This is a genomic window from Streptosporangium sp. G11, from assembly GCF_051192615.1.
In the GTDB taxonomy this organism is placed as follows: Bacteria; Actinomycetota; Actinomycetes; order Streptosporangiales; family Streptosporangiaceae; genus Streptosporangium.
Map to the genome: position 1 here is coordinate 155,945 of NZ_JBPJUQ010000005.1, position 26,927 is coordinate 182,871.

26 protein-coding genes are annotated in these 26,927 nt (G+C 72.0%); 6 read left to right on the forward strand and 20 right to left on the reverse strand.

The window, feature by feature from the left end; genetic code table 11:
• Positions 1–73 precede the first annotated feature (73 nt).
• Positions 74–1,501 carry an RNB domain-containing ribonuclease gene (locus ACSDR0_RS07575; protein WP_435288025.1) on the forward strand — a complete coding sequence of 476 codons (1,428 nt, stop codon included), beginning with the start codon at positions 74–76 and terminating at the stop codon, positions 1,499–1,501.
• A gap of 107 nt (positions 1,502–1,608) precedes the next feature.
• On the opposite strand, the gene ACSDR0_RS07580 is transcribed toward ACSDR0_RS07575, so the two are convergent.
• Complete coding sequence (locus ACSDR0_RS07580) at positions 1,609–4,338, reverse strand: DEAD/DEAH box helicase (RefSeq protein ID WP_435288026.1); 2,730 nt, start codon at positions 4,336–4,338, stop codon at positions 1,609–1,611.
• 134 nt (positions 4,339–4,472) lie between these two features.
• The gene (locus ACSDR0_RS07585; protein ID WP_435288027.1) at positions 4,473–5,045 is read right to left on the reverse strand and encodes a dihydrofolate reductase family protein; all 573 of its coding nucleotides are present in this window, start codon (positions 5,043–5,045) and stop codon (positions 4,473–4,475) included.
• 186 nt (positions 5,046–5,231) lie between these two features.
• Between ACSDR0_RS07585 and ACSDR0_RS07590 the strand changes: the two genes are divergently transcribed.
• Positions 5,232–5,819 carry a TetR/AcrR family transcriptional regulator gene (locus ACSDR0_RS07590; protein ID WP_435288136.1) on the forward strand — a complete coding sequence of 196 codons (588 nt, stop codon included), beginning with the start codon at positions 5,232–5,234 and terminating at the stop codon, positions 5,817–5,819.
• Between the two features lie 96 nt (positions 5,820–5,915).
• Here the strand turns inward: ACSDR0_RS07590 and ACSDR0_RS07595 are convergent, their stop codons facing one another.
• Genes ACSDR0_RS07595 through ACSDR0_RS07620 form a run of 6 tightly spaced genes read right to left on the reverse strand, consistent with a single transcriptional unit; the run spans position 5,916 to position 10,347 of the window.
• The gene (locus tag ACSDR0_RS07595; RefSeq protein WP_435288028.1) at positions 5,916–6,791 is read right to left on the reverse strand and encodes a diacylglycerol/lipid kinase family protein; all 876 of its coding nucleotides are present in this window, start codon (positions 6,789–6,791) and stop codon (positions 5,916–5,918) included.
• Positions 6,792–6,808: 17 nt separating this feature from the next.
• The gene (gene tatC / locus ACSDR0_RS07600) at positions 6,809–7,765 is read right to left on the reverse strand and encodes a twin-arginine translocase subunit TatC (protein ID WP_435288029.1); all 957 of its coding nucleotides are present in this window, start codon (positions 7,763–7,765) and stop codon (positions 6,809–6,811) included.
• Between the two features lie 58 nt (positions 7,766–7,823).
• On the reverse strand, positions 7,824–8,159 hold the full coding sequence (tatA, locus tag ACSDR0_RS07605; RefSeq protein ID WP_435288030.1) for a Sec-independent protein translocase subunit TatA: 336 nt from the start codon (positions 8,157–8,159) through the stop codon (positions 7,824–7,826).
• Complete coding sequence (locus ACSDR0_RS07610; protein WP_435288031.1) at positions 8,159–8,413, reverse strand: hypothetical protein; 255 nt, start codon at positions 8,411–8,413, stop codon at positions 8,159–8,161. The genes tatA and ACSDR0_RS07610 overlap by 1 nt, the downstream gene beginning before the upstream one ends.
• A 24-nt stretch (positions 8,414–8,437) precedes the next feature.
• Positions 8,438–9,394, reverse strand: coding sequence for a helix-turn-helix transcriptional regulator (locus ACSDR0_RS07615; protein WP_435288032.1), 957 nt, complete (start codon positions 9,392–9,394; stop codon positions 8,438–8,440).
• Positions 9,391–10,347 carry a helix-turn-helix transcriptional regulator gene (locus tag ACSDR0_RS07620; RefSeq protein WP_435288033.1) on the reverse strand — a complete coding sequence of 319 codons (957 nt, stop codon included), beginning with the start codon at positions 10,345–10,347 and terminating at the stop codon, positions 9,391–9,393. The genes ACSDR0_RS07615 and ACSDR0_RS07620 overlap by 4 nt, the downstream gene beginning before the upstream one ends.
• A gap of 39 nt (positions 10,348–10,386) precedes the next feature.
• Here ACSDR0_RS07620 and ACSDR0_RS07625 point away from each other — a divergent pair, with 39 nt between their 5' ends.
• Positions 10,387–11,502 carry a DUF3866 family protein gene (locus ACSDR0_RS07625; protein WP_435288034.1) on the forward strand — a complete coding sequence of 372 codons (1,116 nt, stop codon included), beginning with the start codon at positions 10,387–10,389 and terminating at the stop codon, positions 11,500–11,502.
• 268 nt (positions 11,503–11,770) lie between these two features.
• On the opposite strand, the gene ACSDR0_RS07630 is transcribed toward ACSDR0_RS07625, so the two are convergent.
• From ACSDR0_RS07630 to ACSDR0_RS07655, 6 genes are all read right to left on the reverse strand, one after another.
• A complete protein-coding gene (locus ACSDR0_RS07630) occupies positions 11,771–12,724 on the reverse strand; it encodes an FKBP-type peptidyl-prolyl cis-trans isomerase (RefSeq protein WP_435288035.1) in 954 nt (317 codons plus the stop codon).
• Between the two features lie 95 nt (positions 12,725–12,819).
• Entirely contained in the window at positions 12,820–14,178 is a 1,359-nt protein-coding gene (gene pafA, locus ACSDR0_RS07635; protein ID WP_030904553.1) for a Pup--protein ligase, read from the reverse strand.
• A gap of 161 nt (positions 14,179–14,339) precedes the next feature.
• Entirely contained in the window at positions 14,340–15,035 is a 696-nt protein-coding gene (locus tag ACSDR0_RS07640; RefSeq protein ID WP_435288036.1) for a hypothetical protein, read from the reverse strand.
• Between the two features lie 249 nt (positions 15,036–15,284).
• Positions 15,285–16,088, reverse strand: a complete 804-nt coding sequence (gene prcA / locus ACSDR0_RS07645) for a proteasome subunit alpha (RefSeq protein ID WP_435288037.1) — start codon at positions 16,086–16,088, stop codon at positions 15,285–15,287.
• A gap of 25 nt (positions 16,089–16,113) precedes the next feature.
• Positions 16,114–16,932, reverse strand: coding sequence for a proteasome subunit beta (gene prcB, locus ACSDR0_RS07650; RefSeq protein WP_435288137.1), 819 nt, complete (start codon positions 16,930–16,932; stop codon positions 16,114–16,116).
• A gap of 875 nt (positions 16,933–17,807) precedes the next feature.
• Positions 17,808–18,017, reverse strand: a complete 210-nt coding sequence (locus ACSDR0_RS07655; protein ID WP_435288038.1) for a ubiquitin-like protein Pup — start codon at positions 18,015–18,017, stop codon at positions 17,808–17,810.
• A gap of 230 nt (positions 18,018–18,247) precedes the next feature.
• On the opposite strand from ACSDR0_RS07655, the gene ACSDR0_RS07660 reads away from it, so the two are divergent.
• The 3 genes from ACSDR0_RS07660 to ACSDR0_RS07670 all read left to right on the forward strand — a co-directional run bounded on the left by ACSDR0_RS07660 (position 18,248) and on the right by ACSDR0_RS07670 (position 20,747).
• Positions 18,248–18,652, forward strand: coding sequence for a hypothetical protein (locus ACSDR0_RS07660; protein ID WP_435288039.1), 405 nt, complete (start codon positions 18,248–18,250; stop codon positions 18,650–18,652).
• 199 nt (positions 18,653–18,851) lie between these two features.
• Positions 18,852–19,646, forward strand: a complete 795-nt coding sequence (locus tag ACSDR0_RS07665; protein ID WP_435288040.1) for a serine/threonine-protein kinase — start codon at positions 18,852–18,854, stop codon at positions 19,644–19,646.
• 261 nt (positions 19,647–19,907) lie between these two features.
• Positions 19,908–20,747, forward strand: coding sequence for a serine/threonine-protein kinase (locus ACSDR0_RS07670; RefSeq protein ID WP_435288041.1), 840 nt, complete (start codon positions 19,908–19,910; stop codon positions 20,745–20,747).
• 324 nt (positions 20,748–21,071) lie between these two features.
• Here ACSDR0_RS07670 and ACSDR0_RS07675 read toward each other — a convergent pair whose 3' ends face one another.
• From ACSDR0_RS07675 to ACSDR0_RS07700, 6 genes are all read right to left on the reverse strand, one after another.
• Positions 21,072–22,394 (reverse strand): cobyrinate a,c-diamide synthase, encoded by a 1,323-nt coding sequence (locus ACSDR0_RS07675; protein WP_435288042.1) that lies wholly within the window; start codon positions 22,392–22,394, stop codon positions 21,072–21,074.
• Positions 22,388–22,990 (reverse strand): cob(I)yrinic acid a,c-diamide adenosyltransferase, encoded by a 603-nt coding sequence (gene cobO, locus ACSDR0_RS07680; RefSeq protein WP_435288043.1) that lies wholly within the window; start codon positions 22,988–22,990, stop codon positions 22,388–22,390. Before cobO ends, ACSDR0_RS07675 begins: the two co-directional genes overlap by 7 nt.
• A gap of 105 nt (positions 22,991–23,095) precedes the next feature.
• Complete coding sequence (locus ACSDR0_RS07685; RefSeq protein WP_435288138.1) at positions 23,096–25,297, reverse strand: VWA domain-containing protein; 2,202 nt, start codon at positions 25,295–25,297, stop codon at positions 23,096–23,098.
• A gap of 118 nt (positions 25,298–25,415) precedes the next feature.
• Positions 25,416–25,979 carry a histidine phosphatase family protein gene (locus ACSDR0_RS07690; protein ID WP_435288044.1) on the reverse strand — a complete coding sequence of 188 codons (564 nt, stop codon included), beginning with the start codon at positions 25,977–25,979 and terminating at the stop codon, positions 25,416–25,418.
• Positions 25,976–26,719: a CbtA family protein gene (locus ACSDR0_RS07695; RefSeq protein ID WP_435288045.1), complete on the reverse strand. Its 744-nt coding sequence runs from the start codon at positions 26,717–26,719 to the stop codon at positions 25,976–25,978. The genes ACSDR0_RS07690 and ACSDR0_RS07695 overlap by 4 nt, the downstream gene beginning before the upstream one ends.
• A 7-nt stretch (positions 26,720–26,726) precedes the next feature.
• A complete protein-coding gene (locus tag ACSDR0_RS07700) occupies positions 26,727–26,921 on the reverse strand; it encodes a CbtB domain-containing protein (RefSeq protein WP_362686101.1) in 195 nt (64 codons plus the stop codon).
• Positions 26,922–26,927 lie beyond the last annotated feature (6 nt).

The following is a 26,927-nucleotide window of genomic DNA, read 5'->3' on the forward strand; positions in this document are numbered from 1 at the left end:
CCCGGCCGCGTCGGTCACCGTCACCCCGAACGGCCGGTGAGGTGGCCCGCCGCGAGCCGGTAGGTTGCTCCCTGTGCCTCACAAGAGCATCCGGGTGCCCGGAGAGTCCCATCCGCGGCTCGACGACGGTTTCGAGCGGATCCGCCGTGAGATGAAACTGCCCGAGGGATTCCCCCGGGCGGTGGTCGACGAGGCCGAGTGGGTCGCCGAGGTGCCCGCCCTGCCCCGGCTCGACCGGACCGACCTGCCTCTGATCACCATCGACCCTCCGGGAGCGATGGACCTCGACCAGGCCGTGCACCTGGAGGAGCAGCCCGGCGGCTACCGCGTCTGGTACGCCATCGCCGACGTCGGGGCGTTCGTCAGGCCCGGCGGCGCGATCGACGCCGAGGCCCGTACCCGCGGCGAGACGGTCTACATGCCCGACGGGCGCGTGCCGCTGCACCCGCCCGTCCTGTCCGAGGGCGCCGCCAGCCTGCTGCCCGGCGTGACGCGGCCCGCCGCGCTGTGGTGCGTCGACCTGGACGCCGAGGGCCGGATCGTGGGCGCGGACGTGACCAGGGCGCTGGTACGCAGCCGCGAGCGGCTCGACTACGACTACGCGCAGGCCGCGATCGACACCGGCACCGCCGACGGCACGCTGCGGCTGCTGGCCGAGATCGGCCGGCTCAGGCTCGCCCAGGAGCGGGCCAGGGGCGGCGTGACGCTGCCCACCCCCGACCAGGAGGTCGTCCCCGACGGCGACGGCTACCGGGTGGAACTGCGCGCCCCGCTGGACGCCGAGGCGTGGAACGCGCAGATCTCGCTGCTGACGGGCATGGCCGCCGCCTCCATGATGCTGGACGCCGAGATCGGCCTGCTGCGGGTGCTGCCGCCCGCCCCCGCGGAGAGGATCGCCCAGGTCCGCCGGGTGGCCGCCGCTCTGGGCGTGCCCTGGCCCGAGGGCGCCGGGTACGGCGACGTCGTGCACTCCCTCGACCCGAAGATCCCCGAGCAGGCCGCGTTCCTGCAGGAGTCGACGGTGCTGCTGCGCGGCGCCGGATACGTCGCCTTCAACGGCGAGCCGCCCGCGCAGGCGGAGCACGCCGCCGTGGGGGCGCCGTACGCGCACGTGACCGCCCCGCTGCGCCGCCTCATCGACCGCTACGCCACGGAGATCTGCCTGGCCATCGCGGCGGGCGAGCCGGTGCCGCAGGACATTCAGCGGGCCATGGGCGAGCTGCCCGAGATCATGCACGCCACCGGGCGTCGCGCCGGCGGTGTCGAGCGGGCGTGCGTGGACCTCGTGGAGGCCTTCGTCCTCCGCGAGCGGGTGGGCCAGACGTTCGACGCCGTGGTGATCGACGTGGCCGAGGACCGGCCGTGGGGCCAGGTGCAGGTCACCGACCCGGCGGTGGTGGCCCGCTGCGACGGCGAGGGGCTCCCGCTGGGCGAGACCGTACGCGTGCGGCTGACGCGCGCCGACCCGGCCACCCGCGAGGTCCGCTTCAGCCTGGCCTGAGGCCCCCGCACCGGCCCGAGCCCTCGCGAAACCCGCCCGGCCCCGCCGGACCCTTGAGGCCCGCCGGTGGGCCGCCGTCCGGACGGCGGCCCACCGGGGAGCGGGACTCAGGTCAGGGACGAGTAGGCCACCACCCCGCGCCGCAGGGCGTCCATCGACTTGCCCGCGGTCTGCTTGACCTTGCTCCCCGCCGGGGCGGCGTCGGAGATCTGGCCGAGGAGGTCGAGCAGCTGCTTGGTCCAGCGGACGAAGTCTCCGGCGGCCAGCTCCGCGCCCGCGGCACCGTCGCGGAGCACGGCGTCCAGGGTGTGGCCCTTGGCCCAGCGGAAGGCCGCCCAGGCGAAGCCGAAGTCGGGCTCCCTGATGAACGACAGGCCGTGGTCGCCCTCGATCGACTCCAGCTCCCCCCAGAGGCGCACCATGTCCGCCAGCGTCTTCTGAGCCGCTCCCGCGGGGATCCTGGGCTGGCGGGCGTCGTCGGCCTGCCGCGACTCGAAGACCAGTGACGACACGCACGCGGCCAGCTCGGCCGCGTCCAGGTCGTTCCAGAGCCCCGAGCGCAGGCACTCGGCGGTCAGCAGGTCCAGCTCGGTGTAGAGCTGGGCCAGGCGGCGGCCCTCGGCGGTGACGCTCTCGCCGTCGAGGTAGCCGAGCTGGTCGAGCACCCCGCAGACCTTGTCGAAGGTACGGGCGATGACGTGGGAGCGGCCCTCGACCCGGCGGCGCAGGCCCTCGGTCTCGCGGAGCAGCTTGTAGTAGCGCTCGGCCCAGCGGGCGTGGTCCTCGCGCTCGTCGCACCCGTGGCAGGGGTGCTGACGGATCTCCCGGCGCAGGCGGTTGATCTCGTCGTCCTCGGCGGCGTGGTCTCGCGCCCTGACGGGCTTGCCGAAGTCGCGGTCGCCGATCTTGGCGTGCACGGAGGAGACCAGGTTGGCCCGCTCCTTGGGCGAGCGGGCGTTGAAGTTCTTCGGGATGCGCAGGTGCTCGACCGGCTCCACCGGGACGGGGAAGTCGGCCGGTGACAGCTTCTTGACCTGCTTGCCGATGGTCAGCACCAGCGGGGAGGGCCCCTCGCCCCGGGAGTTGAGGCCGGGGTCGAGGACGACGGCCAGACCCGCGCGGCGCCCGCCGGGCACCCTGATGATGTCGCCGGGCTTGAGCGCCTCCAGCGAGCGCAGCGCCTGCGTCCTGCGGGCCGCGCCGCGCTGGCGCGACAGCTCGGCCTCCCTGTCGGACAGGGCCCTGCGCATCGCGGCGTACTCCTCGAAGTCGCCCAGGTGGCAGGTCATCGCCTGGCGGTAGCCCTCCAGGGCCTCCTCCGCGCGGCGCACCTGCTTGGCGATGCCCACCACGGCCCGGTCGGCCTGGAACTGCGCGAACGAGGACTCCAGGAGGGTCCTGGCCCGCTCCCTGCCCACCTGGCCGACCAGGTTGACCGCCATGTTGTACGAGGGGCGGAAGCTGGAGCGCAGCGGGTAGGTGCGGGTGCTGGCCAGGCCGGCGACCTGGAGCGGGTCGGTGCCCGGCTGCCACTGGACGACCGCGTGGCCCTCCACGTCGATGCCGCGGCGCCCGGCCCGCCCGGTGAGCTGGGTGTACTCGCCGGGCGTGAGGTCGGCGTGGGTCTCGCCGTTCCACTTGTCGAGTTTCTCGATCACCACGGAGCGGGCGGGCATGTTGATGCCCAGCGCGAGGGTCTCGGTGGCGAACACGGCCTTGACCAGGCCCCGGGTGAACAGCTCCTCGACGACCTCCTTGAAGGCCGGGAGCATGCCCGCGTGGTGGGCGGCCAGGCCGCGCTCCAGGGCGTCGCGCCACTCCAGGTAGCCGAGAACGCCCAGGTCCTCGTCGGGCAGGTGCGCGGTGCGCTCGTCGACGATCTGCCGGATCTCGTGGCGTTCGGCGTCGGTGGTGAGCCGGATGCCGTCGTGCAGGCACTGCATGACGGCGGCGTCGCAGCCGGCCCTGGAGAAGATGAACGTGATCGCGGGCAGCAGGCCGTCGGCGTCCAGTCGCTCGATGGCCGCGGCCCGGTCCGGCGGGCCGTTCCTGCGGGGCCGCGAGTAGCCGCGGCGCCCCCTGCCGTACGCCTGGCGCTCCTCGTCCTTGGCGATGCGCAGGAGGTTGGGGTTGATCTGCGGGCGCCGGTCCTCGTCCCCGGTGACGAACAGGTCGTAGATGCGGCTGCCGACGAGCATGTGCTGCCAGAGCGGGACCGGGCGGTGCTCGTCGACGATGACGCTGGTGTCGCCGCGGACCTCGCCCATCCACTCGCCGAACTCCTCGGCGTTGCTGACCGTGGCCGACAGGGCGACCAGGCGCACCGACTCGGGAAGGTGGATGATCACCTCTTCCCAGACCGCGCCGCGGAACCGGTCGGCGAGGTAGTGGACCTCGTCCATGACGACGAAGCCGAGCCCCGCCAGGGTGGAGGACCCGGCGTAGAGCATGTTGCGCAGCACCTCGGTCGTCATGACGACGATGGGGGCCTCGCCGTTGACGCTGTTGTCACCGGTGAGCAGGCCCACCTTGTCGGTGCCGTATCGCTTGACCAGGTCGTTGTACTTCTGGTTGGACAGCGCCTTGATGGGGGTGGTGTAGAAGCACTTGCGGCCCTCCTGCAGGGCCACGTGCACCGCGAACTCGCCCACGACGGTCTTGCCCGAGCCGGTGGGGGCCGCCACGAGGACCCCGTCGCCCGCCTCCAGCGCCCGGCAGGCGTCGAGCTGGAAGTCGTCCAGCTCGAAGTCGTACAGACCGCGGAACGAGGTCAGCGCTGGCCCACTCTCAGCCTGGCTCTGACGGAAGGCAGCGTAGCGTTCCGCTGGGGTCGTCATGCCTCCAGCCTACCGATATCGGGATTCCGGTCCGTCCCGCCTTCTCCCGGGATCCGGGGACGCGTTCGCGGCCGCGGCGGCGGGAAAACCGCCCCGGTACGGACGCGTACCGGGGCCGCGGGCCGCCACGGTGGTCACTTCCTGTCGTAGGTGAGGATGACCGTGCCGTTCTGGAGCGGGCGGGTGCCCGTGAGCGTGAAGGGCGTGGGGGAGAAATCAGTGGTGAACAGGGGAATCCCGGCGCCGGCGACCACCGGGTAGAGCTTGATGACGAGCGCGTCGATCTCCGGGAGCAGGCTGCCCGCCAGGCGGCCGCCGCCCACCAGGTAGATGTCCTTGCCGTCCTCGGCCTTGAGCTTGCGGATCCTGCCGGCCACGTCGGTGGAGATGATCTCGACGGCGGGGTCGGGGCTCTCCCCGGTGCTCGTGGAGACCACGTACTGGCGCAGGTGGGCGTAGGGGCTGGTGATCCCGGCCCGCAGGGCGGGCTCGTAGGTGGCGAGCCCCTGCACGCCGGCGTCGAAGTTCGGGTTGGGGACGACGTGCGCGCCCAGCTGCTCGCGCACGTGCGTCGGCAGGGTGTCGGGAAAGTCCTCGACGATGAAGTCGAGGACGTCCTGCGTCACCGGGAAGAAGTCGGCGCTCCCGTCGGGGGCGGCGATGAAGCCGTCGATGGTCATGCCGATGTAGTAAACGAGCTTTCGCATACGCTGTCCTCTTCATGATCTTCAGGTGGTGCGGACCACCGACGTCCCGCGGCACCGGGTGCGGTCCCGGGGTCCACCGGCGGTCCGGCCCTGCCTGGGGTGATCGGCGTAGTACTCTGTCTGGAGTGGTTTGAATGTAGTACTACGCTTGAAGTGGTGTCAACGTCGAATCAGGGAGAGAACGCGATGCGGCAGAACCCGGCACGGCGGGCGGCGCTCCTCGACGCGGCCATCGAGGTCCTGGCCCGTGAGGGGGCGCGCGGACTGACCTTCCGCGCCGTCGACGTCGAGGCGGGGGTGCCCACCGGCACGGCCTCCAACTACTTCGGCAACCGCGACGACCTGCTCATCCAGGTCGGCCACCGCTTCTACGAGCGGCTGGAGCCCGACCCGGGCGTGATGGCCGCCGCGCTGGAGGGGCCGCGCGACCGCGACAGGGTCACCGAGCTCATGCACGACCTGGTGGACCGCGTCAGCACCTTCCGCTCCGGATACCTGGCACTGCTGGAACTGCGCCTGGAGGCCACCCGCCGCCCGGAGCTGCGCGACCTGCTCACCGAACGCATCCGCGCCGACATCGACGCCAACATCGGCTACCACACGCGGTCCGGCCTGCCCGGCGACGCGACCACCGTGGTCCTGCTCTATCTGGCGCTGAACTGGCTGATCATGGAACGGCTCACGCTGCCCGACATCTTTCCGGAAAGCCAGGTCCACGACCTGGTGACCGGCATGGTCGAACGCGTCCTGCCCGGCCCCGGCCGCTCGGCCTGACACCCGGGCCCGCGTGACGGGCGGCCCTCCCGGGGCGGAGCCGGCCGCGGCGGGACCGCGGGCGGCCGCCGGAACGACGGCGACCGCGCGGCCGGCCTAGACGAGGACCTCCAGCGCCCCGGGGACGATCTCGCACGTCAGCGGGGTGGGACCGACCCGCTCGCCGTCCGCGTAGGCGATCACTCCCTGAGCCTCCAGGGTCACCCGGCGGGCGCGGTGCATGGTGATGGCGGGGTGGGTGCCGTGGGAGCCCCGGTAGACGCGGGGGAAGGTGCGCAGGAACTCCCCCTTGGGGATGGCGCCGAGGATCGTCACGTCCAGCAGGCCGTCGTCGGGGACGGCGCCGGGGCACACGCGCATGCCCGCGCCGTAGGAGGAGGTGTTGCCGACCGCGACCAGCATCGCCTCACGCTCGACGATCTCGCCGTCCAGGTCGATCCTGAACGGGATGGGCCGGAAGGAGCGCAGCTCCTCGGCGAGGGCGACCAGGTATCTGGCCATGCCGGGCGGCCAGGTCTTCGCGTTGGCCCGCTCGTTGACCCGGGAGTCGAAGCCGCAGGCCAGCACCCCGGCGAACCACTCGTCCCGGCCCACCTTCGCGGCGTCGACCGTGCGCACCCGCCCGCGCAGCACGGTGTCGGCGGCGGCCAGCGGCGCCTTCAGGGGGATGCCGAGCGCGGCGGCGATGTCGTTGCCGGTGCCCACGGGGATGACGCCCAGCGGCACGCCGCTGCCCGCGACCGCCTGGAGGGCCAGATGGACCAGGCCGTCGCCGCCGAAGGCCACCAGTGCCTCCGGCTCCTCCGCGACGGCCGTGCAGGCGCGCTCCAGGGCGTCGGAGGCGGAGTCTCCGAGGATCACCGAGACCTCGCGCCCGCCCTGCCTCAGGCGGTCGAGCACCGGGGAGAGCAGCCCCCGGGAACGGCCGCCGCGGGCGGCGGGGTTGACGAGGACTGCGATCTCTGCGGGCACAGACCGGAACTTATCCCCTATCTGCTGGGATCGGTGTCGGTCGTTCTCGAATCGATAGGAGCCGGATCGCCGACGGGGGTCACGTCGCCCAGGGGCGAGGCGTCGTCGAGCGAGGATGGGTCGTCGTCGAGCGAGGAGGCCTCGTCGTCGGAGAGGTGGGAGAAGTCCTCGCGCTTGGACTGCCTTCTCTCCCTGAGGTACATGAACCCCTCGGCCAGGGCGAACAGCAGCACCATCGGCAGGGCGAGCGCGACCATCGTGAACGGGTCGCCGCCGGGGGTGGCGACCGCGCCGAAGACGAACATGATGAAGATGACCATGCGGCGGTGCTTGGCCACCAGCGCGTGCGGCAGCACCCCGATGATGTTCAGGAACACCATGAGCAGCGGCAGCTCGAAGGAGATGCCGAACACGATGAGCATGATCAGCGCGTAGCCGAGGTACTCGTCGATCGTGATGCCGGTCAGCGTTCCCGGAGGGGCGAAGCCCAGCAGGATCGACAGGCCCGTGTCCATCACGAAGTAGGCCAGGGCCGCGCCCGCGAGGAACAGCGGGACGGCCAGCAGGATGAACAGGATCGAGTAGCGCTTCTCGTTGCGGTACAGGCCCGGGGTGACGAAGCCCCAGATCTGCCAGAGCCAGACCGGCGAGGAGACCACGAGGCCGAACATCGCCGCGACCTTGAGGTTCACGAAGAAGGAGTCGAAGACGCCGAGGATCAGCATCGTGCACTGACCCGGCCGCAGCTCCTGCGCCTGGGGAAGCCCGCAGTAGGGAGCCGACACGAACTGCCAGATCGGGTCGAAGAAAATGAAACCGACGATGATGCCGGCGATCAGACCGAGCAGGGCGATGACCAGCCGGTTACGCAGCTCGCGCAGGTGCTCCATGAGCGGCATGCGACCGTCGCCCGCCTCGGCGGGCGGTGGTGCCGCCCCGTTCCGGCCCGGTTTGGGCCACTTCAGCAGCGCCATTCGCGAATCCTGGGGTGACGAGTCGAGTGATCAGGGTAGATCTTCAGGCTACCGCCGATCACTGCGACTTGGGCGCTCCGGCCTGGGCGCGCAACCGGGCGGCCTGCTCCTCAAGCCGGCGGGCCTCCTCCTCGGCGCTCGGCGCGGGGGCCGGGGCCTGGGTCGCCGCCGGGATCGGCTGCGGGGCCGGGGCGGGAGGCTGGGGCTGCGCCTGGACGACCGTGGCGGTCGCGCTCTGCGGCTCATCCTCGTCGCGGAGCTTGGCGGTCTCCGACTTGAAGATGCGCAGCGACCGGCCGAGCCCGCGGGCGGCTTCCGGCAGCTTCTTGGCGCCGAAGAGCAGCACCAGGATCAGGCCGATGATGATCAGCTCAGTGGGTCCGAGGTTGGGCATTACACATCCTTACGCCGGGCGACGTGCAGTCTCTGCCCCCGATCGTACGCTCCCCTGGAGACAGACTCATCCCTTTGGCCCCGTACAGTCGCCGTACGCTCGCCGAACAGGACCCGAACCGGCTCCAGCCTTCCCTCCGTACGATCGACCTCGCGGCCCAGTTCGGCGGCCGCACGCAGCACGCGGACGGCCAGGAAGGCCAGGACGGCCAGCCCGGCGAAGGCCAGCGAGATCGCGGCGATGATCCAGCTCATGTCGGGAGACTCCAGCCCCGTACGTCAGGAAACCGACTCGTAACGATTCAGCGCGGCGGTGGCCGCGGCCCGGACGCTCGCGTCCAGCGAGGCGGGCGAGACCACCCTGCCGGTGTCGCCGAGGCGCAGCGCCAGGCGTACCAGCCAGCCCTGGTCCCTGGCCCGCAGGGCCACCCGCACCCGGCCCTCGCCCAGCTCCTCGACCCGCTCGCACGGGTAGTACTCGGCGACCCAGCGGCCCGCGGCGGTGAGCTCCAGCTCCACCAGCTCGTCGGTCGGCGAGGGCCGGAACACCCCGGGCGTCACCTCGTCGGCCACGGCGTCCGCGGGCGGGTCGGCGGGCACGTCGAGCACGTCGACGGAGAGCATCCGGTCCACCCGGAACAGCCGGACCGCCTCGGCCCGGTAGCACCAGCCCGACAGGTAGGGGCGGCCGTCCACGACGACCAGGCGCATCGGGTCGACCTCGCGCGGGGTGATCTCGTCGCGTCCCGGCACGTAGTAGCGCAGCGACAGCCGCCTGCGGCTGCGCAGCGCCTCGTTGACGACGGGCAGCGCGTCGGGCGCGGCGTCGACCTCCACCGCGACCTGGCTGCTGACCGCCGCCGCGCCCTCGCCCGAGGCCTGCTCGAACTTGGCGATGACCCGGGCCAGCGCGTCGCGCTCCCCGAACTCCGGCATCTCGGCGAGCAGGCGCAGCGCCACCAGCAGGGCGCTCGCCTCGTCCACGCCCAGCCTCAGCGGGCGGGCGATGGTCTCGGCGTTGTCGATGACGATCTCCCCGCCGTCCCACGACACGTCGATCAGGTCGCCGGGGGTGTGGCCGGGCAGCCCGCACATCCACACCAGCTGCAGGTCGTCGATGAGCTGCTTCTCGCTCAGCCCGAAGATCTTCGCGACCTCGGGCACCTGGGCCCCGGGGTGCGACATCAGGTAGGGAACCAGTGCCAGCAGCCTGGGCAGGCGATCGGCCGTGCTCACGCGAGTGCTCCCTTCAGGCGGCAGATGACCGCGTCACGGGCGTCCGGCGGGCCGACCACCTCGGCGTCCGCGGCGAAGCCCACGATCCACCCGGCCAGCCGGCCGGGGTCGGTGAAGTCGACGTCCAGCTCGTCCCAGCCGTCGCCGGCGGGCCGCACCGCCTTCGCCACCTGGCGCAGCCCCTGGCAGGTGTCCCGCCTGACCCGGATGAGGGCGGTGCGCTCGCGGACGGCGGCGTCGCTGAACCCGACCATGGACTTGATGTCGACGCCCTCGGGCACCACCACGGCGCCGGGGCGGCCGACGGTGGTGACCGTGCCGCTGATCCGGCTGAGCCGGAAGACCCTCGGCGCGTCCCGGTCGCGGTCGTGGCCGACCATGTACCAGCGGCCCCGGCGGCTGACGACGCCCCACGGCTCCACGGTGCGGGTCAGCACGTTCTGGCTGGCCGCCGCCCGGTAGGCGAAGCGGACCGCGCGCCGGTCGCGCACGGCCTCCCACAGCGCGGGAAAGGACGGGTCCTGGGTGTCGACGCGCAGCTCCAGCGCCCCGCCGAGCACCCCGTGGGCCTCGTCGGTCTGCACGCCCCCGGCGCGCAGCTTCAGCAGGGCCCCGCTGGCCGCCTCGGCCAGGCTGGCCCGCTGCCACACCTGGGCCGCCAGGCCCACCACGGCGGCCTCGTCCGGCTCCAGGGTGATCTCCGGCAGCTCGTACGCCGAGCGGACGATCCGGTAGCCCGGATCCTCCTCCCACGGGTCCTTGTGGACCTCGATCGGGATGCCGATCTCCCGCAGCTCGTTCTTGTCCCGTTCGAACATCCGCTGGAAGGCCTCGTCGTTGTCGGCGTCGTAGCCCGGCACCGCCTGGCGGATGTGCTCGGCACTGAGCGGCCGCCGCGTGGCCAGCAGGCAGATCACGAGATTGAGCAGCCGCTCGGTCTTCCGGCGCGACATCCGGCCTCCTCCCTGTTCGAGTGACGCTACCCTTCCCCCGTGATCAGATGGCGCAGGGGCGAGGTCGTACGGATCCGGCGCGAATGGCCGGGGGCGGTGGAACTCGACGTGACCACCGAGGACGGTGAGGCGCGCGCGCTCGCCTATCCCGCCCTGGTGGGACGCCCCGAGCCCGGTGATGTGGTGCTGCTCAACACGACCGCGCTCGCGATGGGTCTCGGTACGGGAGGCTACGCCATGGTGGTGGCTGTTCCCGACCGATTGCCACAAGATCCTCAAGGCCCCGGACACCTGGTGAAGGCACGCTACACCCCGTTGCAGGCCACCGTCCTCGGCGCGGACGAGCAGGGTTCGCCCTTTCACGAGGTCCTGCGTGACGCCGACTCCGTGGACGGCATGCCGGTGATCGTCGCTGACCTGCACTCGGCCCTGCCCGCGATTCTCTGCGGCCTGTACGGCCCCAATCCCCCGGGCCCCGGGAAAACCGCGGAGGAACCCGGCGAGGAGCGCGCGAGGCCCGTCAGGGTCGCCTACGTGATGCTCGACGGGGGCGCGCTGCCCGCCTGGTTCTCCATGTCGTGCGCGCGCCTGCGGGAGACCGGCTGGCTGTGCGGCGTCGTCACCGCCGGGCAGTCCTTCGGCGGCGACGTGGAGGTGGTGACCCCGCACACGGGCCTGCTGGCGGCCAGGCACGTCCTGGAGGCCGACGTCGCGATCGTCACCCAGGGGCCGGGCAACCTGGGCGGCGGCACCCGCTGGGGTTTCTCCGGCGTCTCGGCCGGCGAGGCGGTCAACGCCGCCGCCGTCCTGGGAGGCCGCCCGGTCGCGGCGCTGCGGGTCAGCGAGGGCGACCTGCGCGAGCGCCACATCGGGGTCTCGCACCACTCGCTGACCGCCTACGGCCGGGTGGCGCTGGCCCCGGCCCAGATCGCCGTCCCCGTGCTGCCCGGCGACTTCGGCAGGCGGGTGGCCGAGCAGTCGCGCCCGCTCGCCGCGCGGCACGAGCTCGTCGAGGTGCCGGTGGACGGGCTGTACGAGGCGCTGCTGGGGTCTCCGGTACGGCTGTCGACGATGGGCCGGGGCCTGGACGAGGACCTGGCCTACTTCCTGGCCTCGGCCGCCGCCGGGCGCCACGCGGCCTCGCTGCTGTCGTAGAGGTCCTTGGGGGTTCCGTCCCCTCGGCCGGCGCCGGCCCGTGCCTGCCGGGGATCCACCGCGCCGCCGAGGTGGGGGCGGCCAGGACGCATGAGGCCCGGCGGGCGAGCCCGGCCCGCGCCTTCCCGGACCCGGACCCGGTCCGGGAAAGCCCGGAGCCCGGCCGTGCGCGCACGGCCGGGCTCCGGGGTGGGGCGGGTCGCCCCGGCGGCGGCCCGGTGGGCCTCGCCGAGGCGGAACGTCAGATCAGAGGATCAGAGCAGCGGGCTCAGTAGGCGCCCAGCACGTCGACCAGGAAGACCAGGGTATCGGTGCCCTTGATCTTGTCGCCGGAGCCCGCCTTGCCGTAACCGAGGTCCGGCGGGATGCTCAGCAGCACCCGGCTGCCGATCGGGACGCCGACCAGACCCTGGTCCCAGCCCTTGATGACCTTGCCGGTACCGATCTGGAACATGATCGGCTGGGCGCCGCGGGACCAGCTGCTGTCGAACTCGACGTCCGATCCCCAGATCTTCCCGGCGTACTGGACCAGGATCGACTGGCCGCTCTTGACCTCGGGGCCCGTGCCCTTGATCACGGTCTTGGCGACGAGCTCCTTGGGAGCCTTCTCCTTGGTCTTGGTGGTGAGCTTCGGCGCGGCGTCGCCGGCCGGGTTCTCCACCTTGACGCCGTCGAGATCGGCGTCGGTCGCGGTGCCCTTGGCGGCCTTCTCCTGAGGGACGCCCACGACGTCGACCACGAAGACCTGCGACTGGCCCGGAGGGGCCTGCGCCTGCTGCTCGGCGGGCAGCGCGTCCTTGGCGACGACCGACATGAACCTGCCGCCGCCCTTGGTCTCGGCGAAGCCCTTACGGAGGATCTCCGGGACCTGCTCGTTGAGCGTGATGACCTGCGGCCCGCCCTCGTCGTAGGTCGAACCCGCGAGCTTGTTCTCCTTGCCGTCCCAGGTGAAGACGGTGAAGTTGGCGATGACGCTGGTGCCGAGCTTGGCGGCCTCCCCCGTGGTGCCGGGGGTGAGCACCTTGAAGGAGGAGGTCTCGACGACCTTCGGCGGGAAGGCGACGGTCGGCTTGGCACCGGCCTGCCCAGTCACCTGCAGCTCGGTGACCCCGCTGCTGCTTGCAGGACTGGAGGCGCCGGTGGCCACGCCCCCGCCGGAGCCGCATGCTGCGGCGAACATCAGAGGCACTGCGGCCAGTACGGCCATGCTGCGGCGGCGCATAGGTATCCCTCAAGCAGACGTCAGGTTCGCGCCACACTACCCGTCCCGGCGTACGTAGGAGGTAAGGCCGGGACGAGCTTGCCGAAGTATGACCGTCACATTCCGGCGATGAGCTTGTCGACCCTCTCGTCGACGCTGCGGAAGGGGTCCTTGCACAGCACGGTGCGCTGCGCCTGGTCGTTGAGCTTCAGGTGCACCCAGTCGACGGTGAAGTCGCGGCGCTTCTCCTGCGCCTTGCGGATGAACTCGCCGCGCAGCCGGGCCCGGGTGGTCTGCGGCGGCACCGACTTGGCCTCGAAGATCTTCAGATCGGAGGCCACCCGCTCCACCGCGCCGCGCTTCTGCAGCAGGTAGAACAGGCCTCGGCGGCGGTGCACGTCGTGGTAGGCGAGGTCGAGCTGGGCGACCCTGGGGCTCGACAGCGGCAGGTCGTACTTCTTGCGGTAGCGCTCGATGAGCTGGTATTTGGTCACCCAGTCGATCTCGCGGGCGACCTTGTCGAGGTTGCCGGTCTCGACCGCGTTGAGCGTGCGCTCCCACAGCTCCAGCACCCGGTGGCTGATCTCGTCGCCGCCGCGGCGGTCGACGAAGTCGCGGGCCTTGGAGAGGTATTCCTCCTGGATCTCCAGCGAGGACGCCTCCCGGCCGTTGGCCAGCCGGACCCGCCGCCGCCCGGTCATGTCGTGGGAGACCTCCCTGATGGCCCGGATCGGGTTTTCCAGGGACAGGTCGCGCATCACGGTGCCGGCCTCGATCATGCGAAGCACCAGGTCGGTCGCGCCGACCTTGAGCAGCATGGTCGTCTCGCTCATGTTGGAGTCGCCGACGATGACGTGCAGGCGACGGAAGCGCTCGGCGTCGGCGTGCGGCTCGTCGCGGGTGTTGATGATCGGGCGCGACCGGGTGGTGGCGCTGGAGACGCCCTCCCAGATGTGCTCGGCCCGCTGGGAGACGCAGTAGACCGCTCCACGCGGGGTCTGCAGCACCTTGCCCGCCCCGCAGATGATCTGCCGGGTGACCAGGAACGGGATCAGCACGTCGGCCAGGCGGCCGAACTCGCCGTGCCGGCCGACCAGGTAGTTCTCGTGGCAGCCGTAGGAGTTGCCCGCGGAGTCGGTGTTGTTCTTGAACAGGTAGATGTCGCCGGCGATGCCCTCCTCGCGAAGGCGCTTCTCAGCGTCGACGAGGAGGCCCTCCAGGATGCGCTCGCCCGCCTTGTCGTGGGTGACGAGCTCCACGACGTTGTCACACTCGGGGGTCGCGTACTCCGGGTGGCTTCCCACGTCGAGATACAGGCGTGCCCCGTTGCGCAGGAAGACGTTGCTCGATCGGCCCCAGGAGACGACACGGCGGAATAGATAACGCGCTACCTCGTCGGGTGACAGCCGCCGCTGCCCCCTGAACGTGCAGGTGACGCCGTACTCGTTCTCAAGCCCGAAGATGCGACGATCCATTGCCTCACACTATTCGCCGAACCCCTCTCGCGGGAGGGATCATGGGGTTTTCGGTCGTACGGCTTATGCCCCAGGCTGTGAGCGGCTAAGCGCGGACGCGGCCCGCGCCCGGTCGTCACCGGGCGCGAGGGGTGCGCGGGCGCCGGGATCGGCGGCCCCGATCAGCCTCCGCCCTGCCAGAAGATCTCGACAACCTTGGTGATCCTGCCGTTCTCGGTGGTGATCAGGGCCGGCCGGTACAGGCCCTCCACCCCGGCCAGGGAGGCCGCCTCCTTGACGTTGCCGATCAGCGTCTCGCGGGTGCAGCTCTCGGTGCCGAGGTTGGTGGCCTTGTCGTAGGTCTGCGTCGTGCCGTCGCAGCCGCTGTCGGCGAGAAACCTCACGTCCTCGGCGATGGGCGCCCTGTAGCGGACCACGTCGCCCTCCTCGGGGCCGTCGAAGTGGCCGTCCTCGCCGCCTTTCTGGGCGAAGCGGATCGGCCTGTACTCGGCCACCCCGTCGTCGTCCACGTCGGTGAGCCAGCCGCGCAGGACGCCCTCGAAGGGCGGCGGCTGCCCCTTGCTCCAGTCGTGCTCGGGAGCGGCCTGGAACTCGGTGCCGAAGAGCTCGGGGGTGGCCGCGGGCTTGGCGGCGGGGGTGGACTCCGCGACGTCCGGCGCGCCCGTCGAGGAGGCGGAGGAGGCCGGAGCGGGGGCGGAGGAGGCCGCGGCCGGGGCCGGGGTGGGCTCCGCGGCGCAGCCGGACGCCAGTGCCACGGCCGCGAGCAGGGCGAGCGCCGCGCCGGGCCGTCGCGAGGCGGCGGGGGCGGTCCGGGGAGGAGTGAACCTGGTCCAGGCCCGGAGGGTGGTGTTTTTCACACAGACTGTGACCGCCCGGGGATGGGATCGGTTGTCTGGAACAGGTGTGATCCAGGTCACAGCGGAGCGCCGCCCCGGGCAGGGCGGCACTCCCTCGTCACCGACCGGCCACCGGGCGCGGGAGTGCCCCCGGAGGCCGTGCGTGTCGTGTCTCATGCCGTGCCGACGGGGGTGGCCTTCCGGCGCGGGACCTCCCGCGCCGTACGGGTCAGCCGTCCGGCGCGGCACCGGCGGCGCCGGTGGGCGCGGTCAGCCGCTGGATCCGGTGTCGATGTCGCCGTCGGGCGCGGTCGGCGGGGCGCCGGGCGTCTCGGGCGCGGAGAGGGGGCTCTCGTCCCTGGCCGCCTGGGCGGCCGACTCGGCCGCGGGGGCCCCTTCGGCCAGCAGCCGCTCCAGCCTGGGACCGTTGAGCCGCAGGAACTTGCGGTGCGGCCGGTTGCGGTCGAGCACCGCCACCTCCAGCTGACTCGCGGGGAAGCGCTCACCTCCCGGCTCGGTCAGCGCGAACAGCGCCGCCTCCAGCGCCTCGCCCAGCGGCAGGCCGTCGCGGTAGCGCTCCTTGAGACGGCTCGCCACCGCCTCGGCCTGGCCGCCCATGGCCACCAGGCCCGCCTCGTCGAAGACCGAGCCGTCAAAGGTCAGCCGGTAGATGTGGTCCTCGTCGGAGGAGTCGCCGACCTCGGCGACCACGATCTCCACCTCGAACGGCTTCAGCGACTCGGTGAAGATCTGGCCGAGGTTCTGCGCGTAGAGGTTGGCCAGGCCACGGGCGGTGACGTCGTCGCGGGCGTAGGTGTAGCCGTTGATGTCGGCGTATCGGATGCCACCGAGGCGCAGGGCCTCGAACTCGTTGTAGCGGCCGACCGCGGCGAACCCGATCTTGTCGTAGATCTCACTGATCTTGTGCAGGGCCCGGGACGGGTTGGGCGCGACGAACAGGATGCCGTCCTCGTACTGCAGGACGACGACGCTACGGCCCCGCGCGATCCCCTTGCGCGCGTAGTCCGCCTTGTCCCGCATCTGCTGCTCGGGCGAGACATATCCAAAAGGCATGGACACCTGGGGTGATCCTCTCGTGTTAGCGCAGCGGGGCGGTGGGGCCGTCGGGACGGTTCGCCCGGGATTCGATCACGACCTGGACGAGCTCTCCGACCTCCTCGTCGGAAAGCCTGCGGTATCCGTCGGCGGTGATCACCGCGACGACGGGCCAGATCTTGCGGATCACGTCGGGGCCGCCGGTCGCCGAGTCGTCGTCGGCCGCGTCGTAGAGGGCGTGGATCAGCGTCAGCACGGTGTCCTCGGGTGAGGCGCCCTCGCGGTAGAGCTTCTTCAGAGCGCCCCGCGCGAAGATCGAGCCGGACCCGATCGAGTGGTACTGGCTCTGCTCGTAGGGGCCGCCGCCCACGTCGTAGCTGAAGATGCGGCCACCGTCGACGTCGGGGTCGTAGGCGGCGAAGAGCGGGACGACCACGAGCCCCTGCATGGCCATCGGCAGGTTGCCGCGGATCATCGTGGCGAGCCGGTTGGCCTTGCCCGTCACCGAGAGCGTGCGGCCCTCGCGCTTCTCGTAGTGTTCGAGCTCCACCCGGTAGAGGCGGGCCATCTCGATGCCGGTGCTCGCCGCCCCGGCGATGCCCATGCCCGAGTGGTCGTCGGTGCGGAACACCTTCTCCATGTCACGCTGGGAGATGATGTTGCCGGAGGTCGCCCGGCGGTCGCCCGCGATCACCACGCCACCGGCGCACATCGCCGCGACGATCGTGGTGGCGTGCGGGATCTGATCGCCCACCGGGGTTGCCAGGACCTCGTTACGGCCAGGCAGCAAGTCCGGCGAATGGGACCTGACGAACTCGGTGAACGAGGAGCTCCCGGTGTCGGTAAAGATGTGATTCACCATGCCGGCGGGCAGGTCCCTGTGAGATCCCACGCGACTCCCTCCAAAGGTGCAGTCCTTTAAGGCCCGACCTTACTCATCTTGCCGTGCTGCTTGCACTTCCCTGGATCAGCTCAGCGCGAACCACCTGCGCCGGGCTTTTGAATCTTTACGGGTGATCATCCCCGACCTCCGGATCCATCACAGATCCCCCCGAATGCGACAAACGCGACAAATGCGGCGGATACGGCGAAGGTGGCGACGGCCCGCCCGGACCGCGAAGGACACGGGACGATGCCCGCACAGAAGGCGGGGACGGGCTCACGGAGGGACTCGGGACGCCCGCGAAGGACGCGGGGACGGACTCACGGAGAGTCCGGGGTGTCCGAAGGACAGGGGGACGATGCCCGCGGAAAGGCTCGGGGTGTCCGCGAAGGACGCGGGGCGGGCTCGCGGGGTGGTGCTCGTGGGGCGATGCTCGCGGAAAGGACGTCGCGGGCGAGGACGGCGCGGGGGCCGGTGCCCGCGCCTCTCCACCGCGCCGGCCCTCGACACGGAGGTGGCGGAGGTGACGGAGGTGACGGGACCGATGGGCACGGCGGGGCCGCCGGGCCGGGAACGGTCACGGCCGGATTCGGCCCGCGCCTTCCCGCTTCGCGCCCCGGACGGTTCTCATTCCCTCCGGGAACCGTTCCCGGAGGGGTCTCCCCTGATCGACTCGGCGTTGCCACGGCGGCCGGAGGCGGAGCACCGGGAACGGCGCTCCCGGCGGGGGACGGCCGTACGTCACCCGCCCGCCGGACTCGGCGCGAGCCGAGCCGGGCCCGTGGTCAGGACGGGTTTCCCGGCTCCCCGCCGGGTCCGCCCGCACCCCTGACCCTGAATCGCACCAGGCGAACCTACTGTCCGCCCTTTTGCACGTAACTCCTCACAAACTCCTCGGCGTTCTCCTCAAGGACCTCGTCGATCTCGTCGAGGATCGCGTCGACGTCATCGGAGAGCTTCTCGTGACGTTCCTGGACGTCGGAGGTTTCCGCCGCGGCGGTCTCCTCGACCTCCTTGTCGGTCCGGCCGGTCTGCTTCTGGCCGCCGGTGTCCTTGCTTGCCATGTGTGGCACCTCCACCTGGGGGACGGATCTGATTCATATCTTCCCCGAACCGGGCGACATTGCGCGCGGATCGTCCCGCGATCTTTACGGGAGCCCGCACGGGTCGTGCCGAGGTCCTGTCCGCCAGAGAACCTCCCCCGACGGCCTTGAGGCAAATTCGCGCACCCTTGACTGGATAGCCGCCCTATCCAATAATTGGCTAGCTTTACTATCCAACGAGAGGGTCTCTCATGTCACCGTCGTCGCTGAGCACAGCGGGAATCCTCCTCATCACCGTGCCCGCCGTGGCCTTCGGCGGGGTCTCCCTGCTGGGCCACATCATGCGCGGCGTCCCCGGATACATGGACAATCCGGTGCGGCGCGGCCTGTGGCGGGCCGGGCACGCGCACGCGGGCGTCCTGGTGCTCTTCGCGCTCGTCGCGATGCTCTACATCGACCAGGCGGACCTGTCCGGCGGCCTGAGGGACCTGGCCCGGGTCCTGATCGTGGCGGCGCCGATCCTGATGCCACTGGGCTTCTTCCTGTCCGTGGTGCGCCCCTCCGACACGAAGCCGAACAGGCTCATCTGGCTGGTTCCGGCGGGCGGGGTCTCGCTGGGCGCGGGCACGCTGCTGCTCGGCGTCGGGCTCGTGTGACCCTCACACGGCCCGTGCGGCCCGTGCGGGTCACATGGGCCGGCACGGGCCGCGCACGAGCCCTCGGGCACCGGATCGGCTTCGTGTGAGCTTCGTGTGAGCATCGTCACCCGCGAAATCCGGACGAATCCCACGCCTCCAAGGAGATAAGGAACGTTCCAGGTAGGCCTTCGCGGCTGGAAACTGCGATCATTGGGGAGTGAGTACCATCATCGCGCGCAGATACAAGCTCGTCTCACGCGTCGGCCAGGGGGCGACCGGCGTCGTCTGGCGCGCATACGACCTGCTTCTGGAGCGCGAGGTGGCCCTCAAGGAGATACCCCTGCCACCCGGAGCCGCCGCGGCCGAACAGCGGCGGCGGGTGGTCAGGGAGGCGCGCATGGCGGCGCGGCTGAGCCACCGGGGCATCGTGACGGTGCACAACCTCACCGAGGAGGCCGAGCGCCTCTGGATCGTCATGGAGTTCCTGGAGGCGCTGACGCTGCACGACACTCTCGTGCAGGCCGGCCCGCTCCCGGTGGACCTCGTGGCGGCGATGGGGTGCCGCCTGCTGGAGGCGTTGCGGCACGCGCACGACGGCGGGGTGATCCACCGCGACATCAAGCCCGCCAACATCATGCTGACCGGCGACCGGGTGGTGCTGGCCGACTTCGGCTTCGCCGCCCCGGAGGGCGCGGCGACGACCTCGACGCGGGGCACCCCGGCGTTCATCGCGCCGGAGGCGCTGCAGGGCAGGGGCGGCACCCGCGAGGCGGACATGTGGTCGTTCGGCGCGACGCTGTACATGGCGGTGGAGGGCAGGACTCCGTTCCGTACGGTCAACTCGATGGCGGCGCTGGTGGCGGCGCTGCGCGAGCCCCCGCGCGCGCCGAAGCGGGCGGGCGCCCTGGAGCCGGTGCTGCGGGGACTGCTGCGCAAGGACCCGCGGGCGCGGCTGAGCGCCGAGCGGACCTCGAAGATGCTGGATGACGTGCGCTGCTTCAGCGCCGCCTGAGGCCGTTCACGGGTGTTTCCGAAACGCGTTCGCCCGCCCCGGGCGATTTTCCTGATTTCACAATCAGGTATTACGGACATGAAACAACATTCCATCATGCCCATGCGTCTAAATTGTTACAGAGAATCACCGTAGGTAATCGCATAGTGTGCTCTTTCAGGTGGAAATATGAACCAGCTGAGGGGCCCGGCTTCTATGTGCAGCAGGTGATTCGTGGGAACAAACGCGGGGAAGGCACGCCTGCTAGGCGATCGTTATCACTTGACCTCGCCGATCGGGCGGGACGGTGTGGGCACGGTGTGGCGGGCCCACGACTCCCTGCTCAGGCGGAATGTGGCGATCAAGGAGATTCAGCCCCGGTTCGGCGAGGGCGGGGCGGACATGCCCGACGCGCGGCGGCGGGCCCTGCGCGAGGCGCGCTCGGCCGGGAGGCTGAACCACCCGGCGGTGATCTCCGTGCACGACCTGCTCGAGGAGGGCGGGCGGCTCTGGATCGTCATGGAACTGCTGGAGGCCCTCACGCTCAAGGAGACCGTACGACACCTGGGCCACCTGCCGATTCACTGGGCGGCGTGGATCGGTTTCCAGCTGCTGAGCGGGCTGCGCCACGCGCACGGGGCGGGCGTCCTGCACCGGGACATCAACCCGCGCAACATCCTGCTGACCGGCGACCGGGTGGTGCTGGCCGACTTCGGCATCGCGGCGCTGCACGGCGACCCGGACACCTCCACGACCGTGCCGCTCCCCCACGCTCCCGCCTTCGTCGCGCCGGAGCGGCTGCGCGGCGGGCCGCCGACCCCGGCGAGCGACCTGTGGTCGTTCGGGGCGAGCCTGTACTTCGCGGTGGAGGGCCGGCCGCCGCGCCCCCTTTCCGACGCGCCGGCGCCGCGTGACCCCGGCGGGGGCCGCCACCGGGAGCCGGCGACGCGGGCGGGAGTGCTGCGGCCCGTCCTGGAGGGACTGCTTCACCGTGCCCCGGCGGCCCGCATCAGCATGGGGCAGGCGGGCCGCATGCTGTCGGCGATCCTCCACACGGAGGGGGTGGCCCTGGCCCCGCCACGACTGCCCGCCGCCCGGCTGCCCCCCGACTCGTTCACCTAGGGCCTCGCGCGGCCCTTCACCGCACGTCCAGCGGAGGTGAGGCGCCTTTCATCCCTGCTCCCGCCGCGCGAGTCCGGGTCCCGCGAGCCGGAGATGTTCCACGACGGACAAGCGAGGCACGTTTCTCCAAACAAATGGACAAACAGGACGGATAGAGTTACCAGGATCAGTGAAATCGGGCGGTGTACTCCCCGACCTCTGATCGACCTCAAACCAGCCTGAACGGCCTCAGAATCAACTGAACAGCCTTAGAGCATCTTGAATGGGCTCCAATCGCCTCTAATAGGCACAGAACCCTTCGAATCATCCCGAACCATGAGGACGTCAGATGGCCGGGACCCGGCGGCAGGCCTCGACGAACCTGGAGGCCAGCCGGGGACTACCGGCCCAGTGCAGGTGCAGGTAGGAGGCGGTGATCCGGCCGTCGGCGAAACCGTCGGCGCCGCCACGCCAGCGGAACAGCGGCCGGTCGGGGACGGGCTCGACCGCGGTGCGGTGGAACTCGTGGCCCCGGTAGCGTTCCCCGTCCCTGGTCAGCGGCGAGTCGCGGACGGCCACCGCGTCCCGGTAGCCCAGGGTGAGGGTGCCGGTCATCCTGGCCTCGATGTCGAGGACCCCGCACATCGGCCTGCCGTCCAGCCTCCTGGCGAGGTACAGCAGGCCCGCGCACTCGGCCGAGATCGGCCCGTCGAACGCGGCGACCTGGTCGCGCAGCGGCTCGTTGGCCGACAGCTCGGCCGCGTAGACCTCGGGGAAACCGCCCCCGATGACGATCCCGCGAACCCCCTCGGGGAGGGCCTCGTCGACGAGCGGGTCGAAGGGGACGACCTCGGCGCCCGCCGCCGCCAGCAGCTCGGCCTGCTCGGTGTAGCCGAAGGTGAACGCCTGCCCCCCGGCGACCGCGATCCTCGTGACGGGAGCGGCGGGCGGCCCCGGGCTCCACGGGACGGCGGGCAGCGGCGGCGCGGTACGGGCCAGGCGCAGGAGTTCCTCCAGGTCGCAGGAGGCGGCGACCAGGTCCGCGACGGCGTCCATGGCCCGCACGGCCTGGGTGCGGCGCTCGGCGGCGGGAACCAGGCCCAGGTGCCTGGAGGGGGTGGCGACGGCGTCGCTGCGGCGGATCGCGCCGAGCACGGGGACCCCGCTCTCGGCGAGCGCCTCGCGGCAGATGGCCTCGTGCCGCTCGGAGCCGATCCGGTTGAGGATCACCCCGCCGAGCCTGATCCGGGTGTCGTAGGAGGCGAACCCGTGCACCAGCGCCGCCACGGAGCGGCTCTGCTTGGCCGCGTCCACGACCAGGACCACCGGGGCGCCGAGCAGCCTGGCGACGTGCGCGGTGGAGGCGAACTCGGTGGAGCCCGCGCCGTCGTACAGGCCCATCACTCCCTCCACGACCGCGATGTCCGCCCCGGCGGCGCCGTGCAGGAACAGCGGGGCGACGAGATCCTCCCCCACCAGCCAGGGATCGAGGTTGCGCCCGGGACGGCCGGTGGCCATGGCGTGGTAGCTGGGGTCGATGTAGTCGGGCCCCACCTTGTGCGGGGAGACCGCCATGCCCCGGCGGGCGAGGGCGGCCATCAGGCCGGTCGCCACGGTCGTCTTGCCCGCTCTGGAGGCAGGGGCCGCGATGACCAGCCGGGCTACCATTCGATGCCCTTCTGACCCTTCTGCCCGGCGTCCATGGGGTGCTTGATCTTGCCCATCTCCGTGACCAGGTCCGCGGCGTCGAGCAGCCGGGGGTCGGCGTCGCGGCCGGTGACGACGACGTGCTGGCCGCCGGGGCGCCCGTTCAGGGTCTCGACCACCTCGTCGACGTCGATCCAGCCCCACTTCATCGGGTACGTGAACTCGTCGAGCACGTACAGGCGGAACGTCTCGGCGGCGAGGTCGCGCTTGATCTGCTCCCAGCCCTCGCGGGCGTCGGCGGCGTGGTCCTCCTCGCTGCCGGGGCGCTGGATCCAGGACCAGCCCTCGCCCATCTTGTGCCAGGAGACCGGCCCGCCCTCACCGGAGTCGCCGAGCACCCGCAGTGCCCGCTCCTCGCCGATGCGCCACTTGGCGGACTTGACGAACTGGAAGACCCCGATCGGCCAGCCCTGGTTCCAGGCGCGCAGGGCCAGGCCGAAGGCCGCGGTGGACTTGCCCTTGCCCGGCCCCGTGTGGACGATCAGCAGCGGCCGGGTGCGGCGCTGCCTGGTGGTCAGGCCGTCCTCGGGCACGCTGACGGGTTTGCCCTGCGGCATCGTCGCCATCCCTTCGCTGTCTTAGGACTCGCTGTCTTAGCGCTTCACTGTCTTAGCGCTCGCTGTCTTACGGCGCGGCGCGGCGTCCTCGCCGGCCTGTCGCGGTCACGCGGCGCCACGCCGCTCACGGACCATCCCGGCCAGGTCGGTGAGATCGTCGAGGCGTACGGTCTCCGCGCCCATCCGCGCCGCCAGGGAGGCGGCGAGGCCGAGGCGCACGTGGCCGCCCTCGCAGTCGACCACCACGCCCGTCACCCCCGCCAGCAGTCCCGCCGCGCGGTGGGACTCCTCGACGGTTCCCGAGGTGGCCCGCCCGTCGGTGACCAGGACCACCAGCGGGCGCCTGGACGGGTCGCGCAGGCGCTCGACCCGCAGCACCTCGGCGGCCCGCAGCAGACCGGCGGCCAGCGGGGTCCTGCCCCCGGTGGGAAGCTCGCGCAGCCGGGCCGCGCCGGCCTCGACGGAGGAGGTGGGCGGCAGGACCAGGTCGGCGCGGGCGCCGCGGAAGGTGACGAGCCCGACCTTGTCGCGGCGCTGGTAGGCGTCGAGGAGCAGCCCCAGCACCGCGGTCTTGACCGCGCGCATGCGCTGCCTGGCGGCCATGGAACCGCTGGCGTCCACGACGAACAGCACCAGGTTGCCCTCGCGGCCCTCGCGGACCGCCTCCCTGAGGTCGCCGCGCCGCAGCAGCAGTCCCGGCCCGCTCCTGCCCCGCGCGACCTGGTACGGGGCGGCGGCGCCGACGGTGGCCTGCAGGTGCAGGGAGCCGGTGCGGCCCTCGGGGACCCGGGCCCCCGTGGTGCGACCCAGGGGCGTCCTGGCGCGCGACCGGCGCCCGGGGGCTCCGGCGCCGATGCCCGGGACGGTGAACAGCCTGGTCCTGCCCCCGGGCTCGGCGTCGAAGGTCTGCTCGCGGGCCGGCGCTCCCCCGGTCGTCTCCGGCGGTTCACGGGGATCCGCGGTGGAGGCGGGGGTCTCCCGCGTCCCGGGGCCGGGGGCGTCGGGGACGTCCGGGACCGCGGGCGGGGCGGCGTTACGAGCGTCGTGCCCGTCGGTGCCCGGATCGTCCGAGGTGGTGTCCCCGGTCTCGGGTCCGCCGTCGGGCGCGGGTCCTTCCGGGCCTTCGTCGGGATCGCCGCCCCCGGGGCCGCCGGAGTCGTCCGGCCCCTCGGGGTCGTCGGGGATCTGGTCCAGGAGGTCCTGGAGCTTGGACTCGTCCAGGCCTGGCGCGTCGAAGGGGTCGCGGCGGCGGCGGTGCGGGAGCGCGAGCCTGGCCGCCTCCCGCACGTCGTCGGCGGTGACGGAGGTGCGGCCCTGCCAGGCGGCGTGCGCGATCGCCGCGCCGGCGGTGACCAGGTCGGCCCGGAGCCCGTCCACCTCGAACCCCGCGCAGACGGTGGCGATCCTGAGCAGTGCCGCGTCCGGCAGGACGACCTGGGCGACCCTGGCACGCGCCTCGGCGATGCGCGCGGCCAGCGCCCGCTCCTCGTCCGACCAGGCGGCGGCGAAGGCGTCGGGGTCGGCCTCGAAGGCCAGGCGGCGCCGGACCACGTCCACCCGCTGGGACGGTTCCCGCGAGGCCCGGACCTCAACGGTCAGCCCGAAGCGGTCGAGCAGTTGCGGGCGCAGCTCCCCCTCCTCGGGATTCATCGTCCCGACCAGCAGGAACCGGGCGGCGTGCTGTACCGACACCCCCTCGCGCTCGACGTAGCAGGTGCCGAGGGCGGCGGCGTCGAGCAGCAGGTCCACCAGGTGGTCGTGGAGGAGGTTGACCTCGTCGACGTACAGGACACCCCGGTGGGCGCCCGCCAGGAGGCCGGGTTCGAAGGATTTCACGCCCTCGGTGAGGGCGCGCTCGATGTCGAGGGAGCCGACAAGGCGGTCCTCGGAGGCGCCGACGGGCAGCTCGACCAGGCGGGCGGGCCGCACGGCGCCGCCCCGGTCGCCACCGGGCCGGGTCACGCCGGAGTGTGTCGCGTCCGGCCGGGCCGGGTCGGCCCCGGTCACCTCGGACCGGGCCGCGCCGGGCCGAACGGCGGCGGACCGGGCCGCACCGGGCCGAACGACGGCGGTGGGCCCGGTCGCCGCCTCCGTACGGGCCTCGTGCGGCCCGTCGGGACAGCCGGGATCGGGGGCGGCGGGGTCGCAGGAGAAGCGGCAGCCGGTCACCACCTCGACGGGCGGCAGGAGCGCCGCCAGCGCCCGCACGATCGTGGACTTGGCGGTGCCCTTCTCCCCCCTGACCAGTACTCCCCCGACACGGGGGGAGACCGCGTTGAGGATCAGCGCGAGTTTCAGGTCCTCCATCCCCACGATCGCGGTGAAGGGATAACGGGAGTCGCGCACCTTCGGGATCTCCTTTTCCGTCGCCGGGTCGCCGGGTCGCCGGGTCTTCGGGTGTTCACGTCGTCGAGCGGTCGAGCCGTCAGGGGAAGTAGCCGAGCCGCCAGCGCCCGCCGCGGCCGGTGAGCGTCACGCGGGCCAGTGGCGCGACGTCGACCCGCCAGAAGGACTGGGCGGGGGCGCCGAGGGCGTGGACGACCGCGGCCCGGATGATCGCCGGGTGGGTGACCGCGACGGCCCTGCCGGGGGCGCGGACGGCGAGCCAGCCGGACACCCTGGCGAGGAGCGCGGTGACCGGTTCCCCGCCGTGGGGCGCCGCGCCGGGGTCGCCGAGCCAGGAGGCGAGCGCCTCGGGTTCGGCGGCCTCGACCTCGCCGAGCGTCATGCCGCTCCAGCGGCCGTAATCACAGTCGGCCAGCAACGGGTCGTGCTCGGCCCGCAGACCGAGCGCCGCCGCCGTCTGGACGCAGCGCAGCTCGGCGGGGCAGGCCGCGGGACCGGCGCCGAAGTCCCCTGCCATCTTCTCGGCCCGGCGCAGGCCGCGTTCGTCGAGCGACTCGTCGCCCGGGAACGCGGCCCGTACCGTCGCCGAGGTGGAGGCGTGGCAGACCAGGAGCAGGCGGGTGACCCCCGAGGGGGTCGTCACACCGGGCCGCGCCTGCGAGCGGCGAAGGCGAACAGCGCGCCGACGCCGGCCCAGAAGACCACCTGGGTTCCTATGGAGGCGACCCGGAAGTCCCACAGGAGGTCGGCGGGGAAGCCCTGGGGCACCTCCGAGATCTCCGGCAGGAGGATCCAGGCCGCGACGACGGGGATCAGCACCGCGGCGCCCGCCGACAGCCAGCGCACCCACGGTTCGCTCCGCGAGGCGTAGCGGTAGGCGGCGATGCCCGCGGCGACGGCGAGGATTCCGATGACCACGGCGACCAGGTAGAGCACGGTGCGCTGGTTGATGGTCTCCGGGTCACCGACGGCCGGTGGATTGGCGGGATATTTCACGAAGGGGATGAGGACGACGGAGGTGAACGCGGCGGCGGCGAGGCTCACCGCGAGCACCGGTTCCGAGCGGGGTCCCGCCCGGCCGCGTACGGCCGCGTAGACGAGGGAGAACAGGCCCCCGACCGCGAGGCCGTACAGGCCGAGGGCGAGGAAGAGCCCGAAGCGCTGCCCGTCCCTGCTGACCAGGGCCTCCTCCCCGTCGTGGGAGTGGGCCGCGGCCTCGGTGTCGTCGTGCGATTCGGCCGGGGCGGCGGCCGCGGCGGCCGCCTCCTCCAGCGCGATGGCCTGGTCGATGCGCGGTTCGCCGACGGTGTAGGCGAAGACTGCCGCGAGCAGCCCTGCGAGCAGTCCGACGACGAGGCCCCGGACGATGAGTTTGGTGATCACCTGTGGCTCAGTGGCACGGCACGCCGAGCAGGTGACGCCCGTCGTGCATGAGTTCGTGCAGGTAGTTTCCCGCCTGTGAGATCGCGCCCTGGTCGAAGGTGACCAGGTAGGCGAGGAGCAGCAGCACCGGTACGGCGAGCAGCCAGCGGGTGAGCGAGGGCCATGGGATGGGCTGGGTGTGCGGTGCCGAGATCTGGCTCACGGCCAC

What these genes read in the sequence shown, in the direction of transcription:
- ACSDR0_RS07660 (WP_435288039.1), top strand. Translation starts at nt 18,248, where the DNA reads ATGTCACCGTCGTCGCTGAGCACAGCGGGAATCCTCCTCATCACCGTG.
- tatA (WP_435288030.1), bottom strand. Translation starts at nt 8,159, where the DNA reads ATGCCCAACCTCGGACCCACTGAGCTGATCATCATCGGCCTGATCCTG.
- cobO (WP_435288043.1), bottom strand. Translation starts at nt 22,990, where the DNA reads ATGCCGCAGGGCAAACCCGTCAGCGTGCCCGAGGACGGCCTGACCACC.
- tatC (WP_435288029.1), bottom strand. Translation starts at nt 7,765, where the DNA reads ATGGCGCTGCTGAAGTGGCCCAAACCGGGCCGGAACGGGGCGGCACCA.
- ACSDR0_RS07585 (WP_435288027.1), bottom strand. Translation starts at nt 5,045, where the DNA reads ATGCGAAAGCTCGTTTACTACATCGGCATGACCATCGACGGCTTCATC.
- ACSDR0_RS07580 (WP_435288026.1), bottom strand. Translation starts at nt 4,338, where the DNA reads ATGACGACCCCAGCGGAACGCTACGCTGCCTTCCGTCAGAGCCAGGCT.
- pafA (WP_030904553.1), bottom strand. Translation starts at nt 14,178, where the DNA reads ATGGATCGTCGCATCTTCGGGCTTGAGAACGAGTACGGCGTCACCTGC.
- ACSDR0_RS07675 (WP_435288042.1), bottom strand. Translation starts at nt 22,394, where the DNA reads ATGGTAGCCCGGCTGGTCATCGCGGCCCCTGCCTCCAGAGCGGGCAAG.
- prcB (WP_435288137.1), bottom strand. Translation starts at nt 16,932, where the DNA reads ATGGTGAATCACATCTTTACCGACACCGGGAGCTCCTCGTTCACCGAG.
- ACSDR0_RS07685 (WP_435288138.1), bottom strand. Translation starts at nt 25,297, where the DNA reads ATGGAGGACCTGAAACTCGCGCTGATCCTCAACGCGGTCTCCCCCCGT.
- ACSDR0_RS07610 (WP_435288031.1), bottom strand. Translation starts at nt 8,413, where the DNA reads ATGAGCTGGATCATCGCCGCGATCTCGCTGGCCTTCGCCGGGCTGGCC.
- ACSDR0_RS07655 (WP_435288038.1), bottom strand. Translation starts at nt 18,017, where the DNA reads ATGGCAAGCAAGGACACCGGCGGCCAGAAGCAGACCGGCCGGACCGAC.
- ACSDR0_RS07620 (WP_435288033.1), bottom strand. Translation starts at nt 10,347, where the DNA reads ATGTCGCGCCGGAAGACCGAGCGGCTGCTCAATCTCGTGATCTGCCTG.
- prcA (WP_435288037.1), bottom strand. Translation starts at nt 16,088, where the DNA reads ATGCCTTTTGGATATGTCTCGCCCGAGCAGCAGATGCGGGACAAGGCG.
- ACSDR0_RS07590 (WP_435288136.1), top strand. Translation starts at nt 5,232, where the DNA reads ATGCGGCAGAACCCGGCACGGCGGGCGGCGCTCCTCGACGCGGCCATC.
- ACSDR0_RS07630 (WP_435288035.1), bottom strand. Translation starts at nt 12,724, where the DNA reads ATGCGCCGCCGCAGCATGGCCGTACTGGCCGCAGTGCCTCTGATGTTC.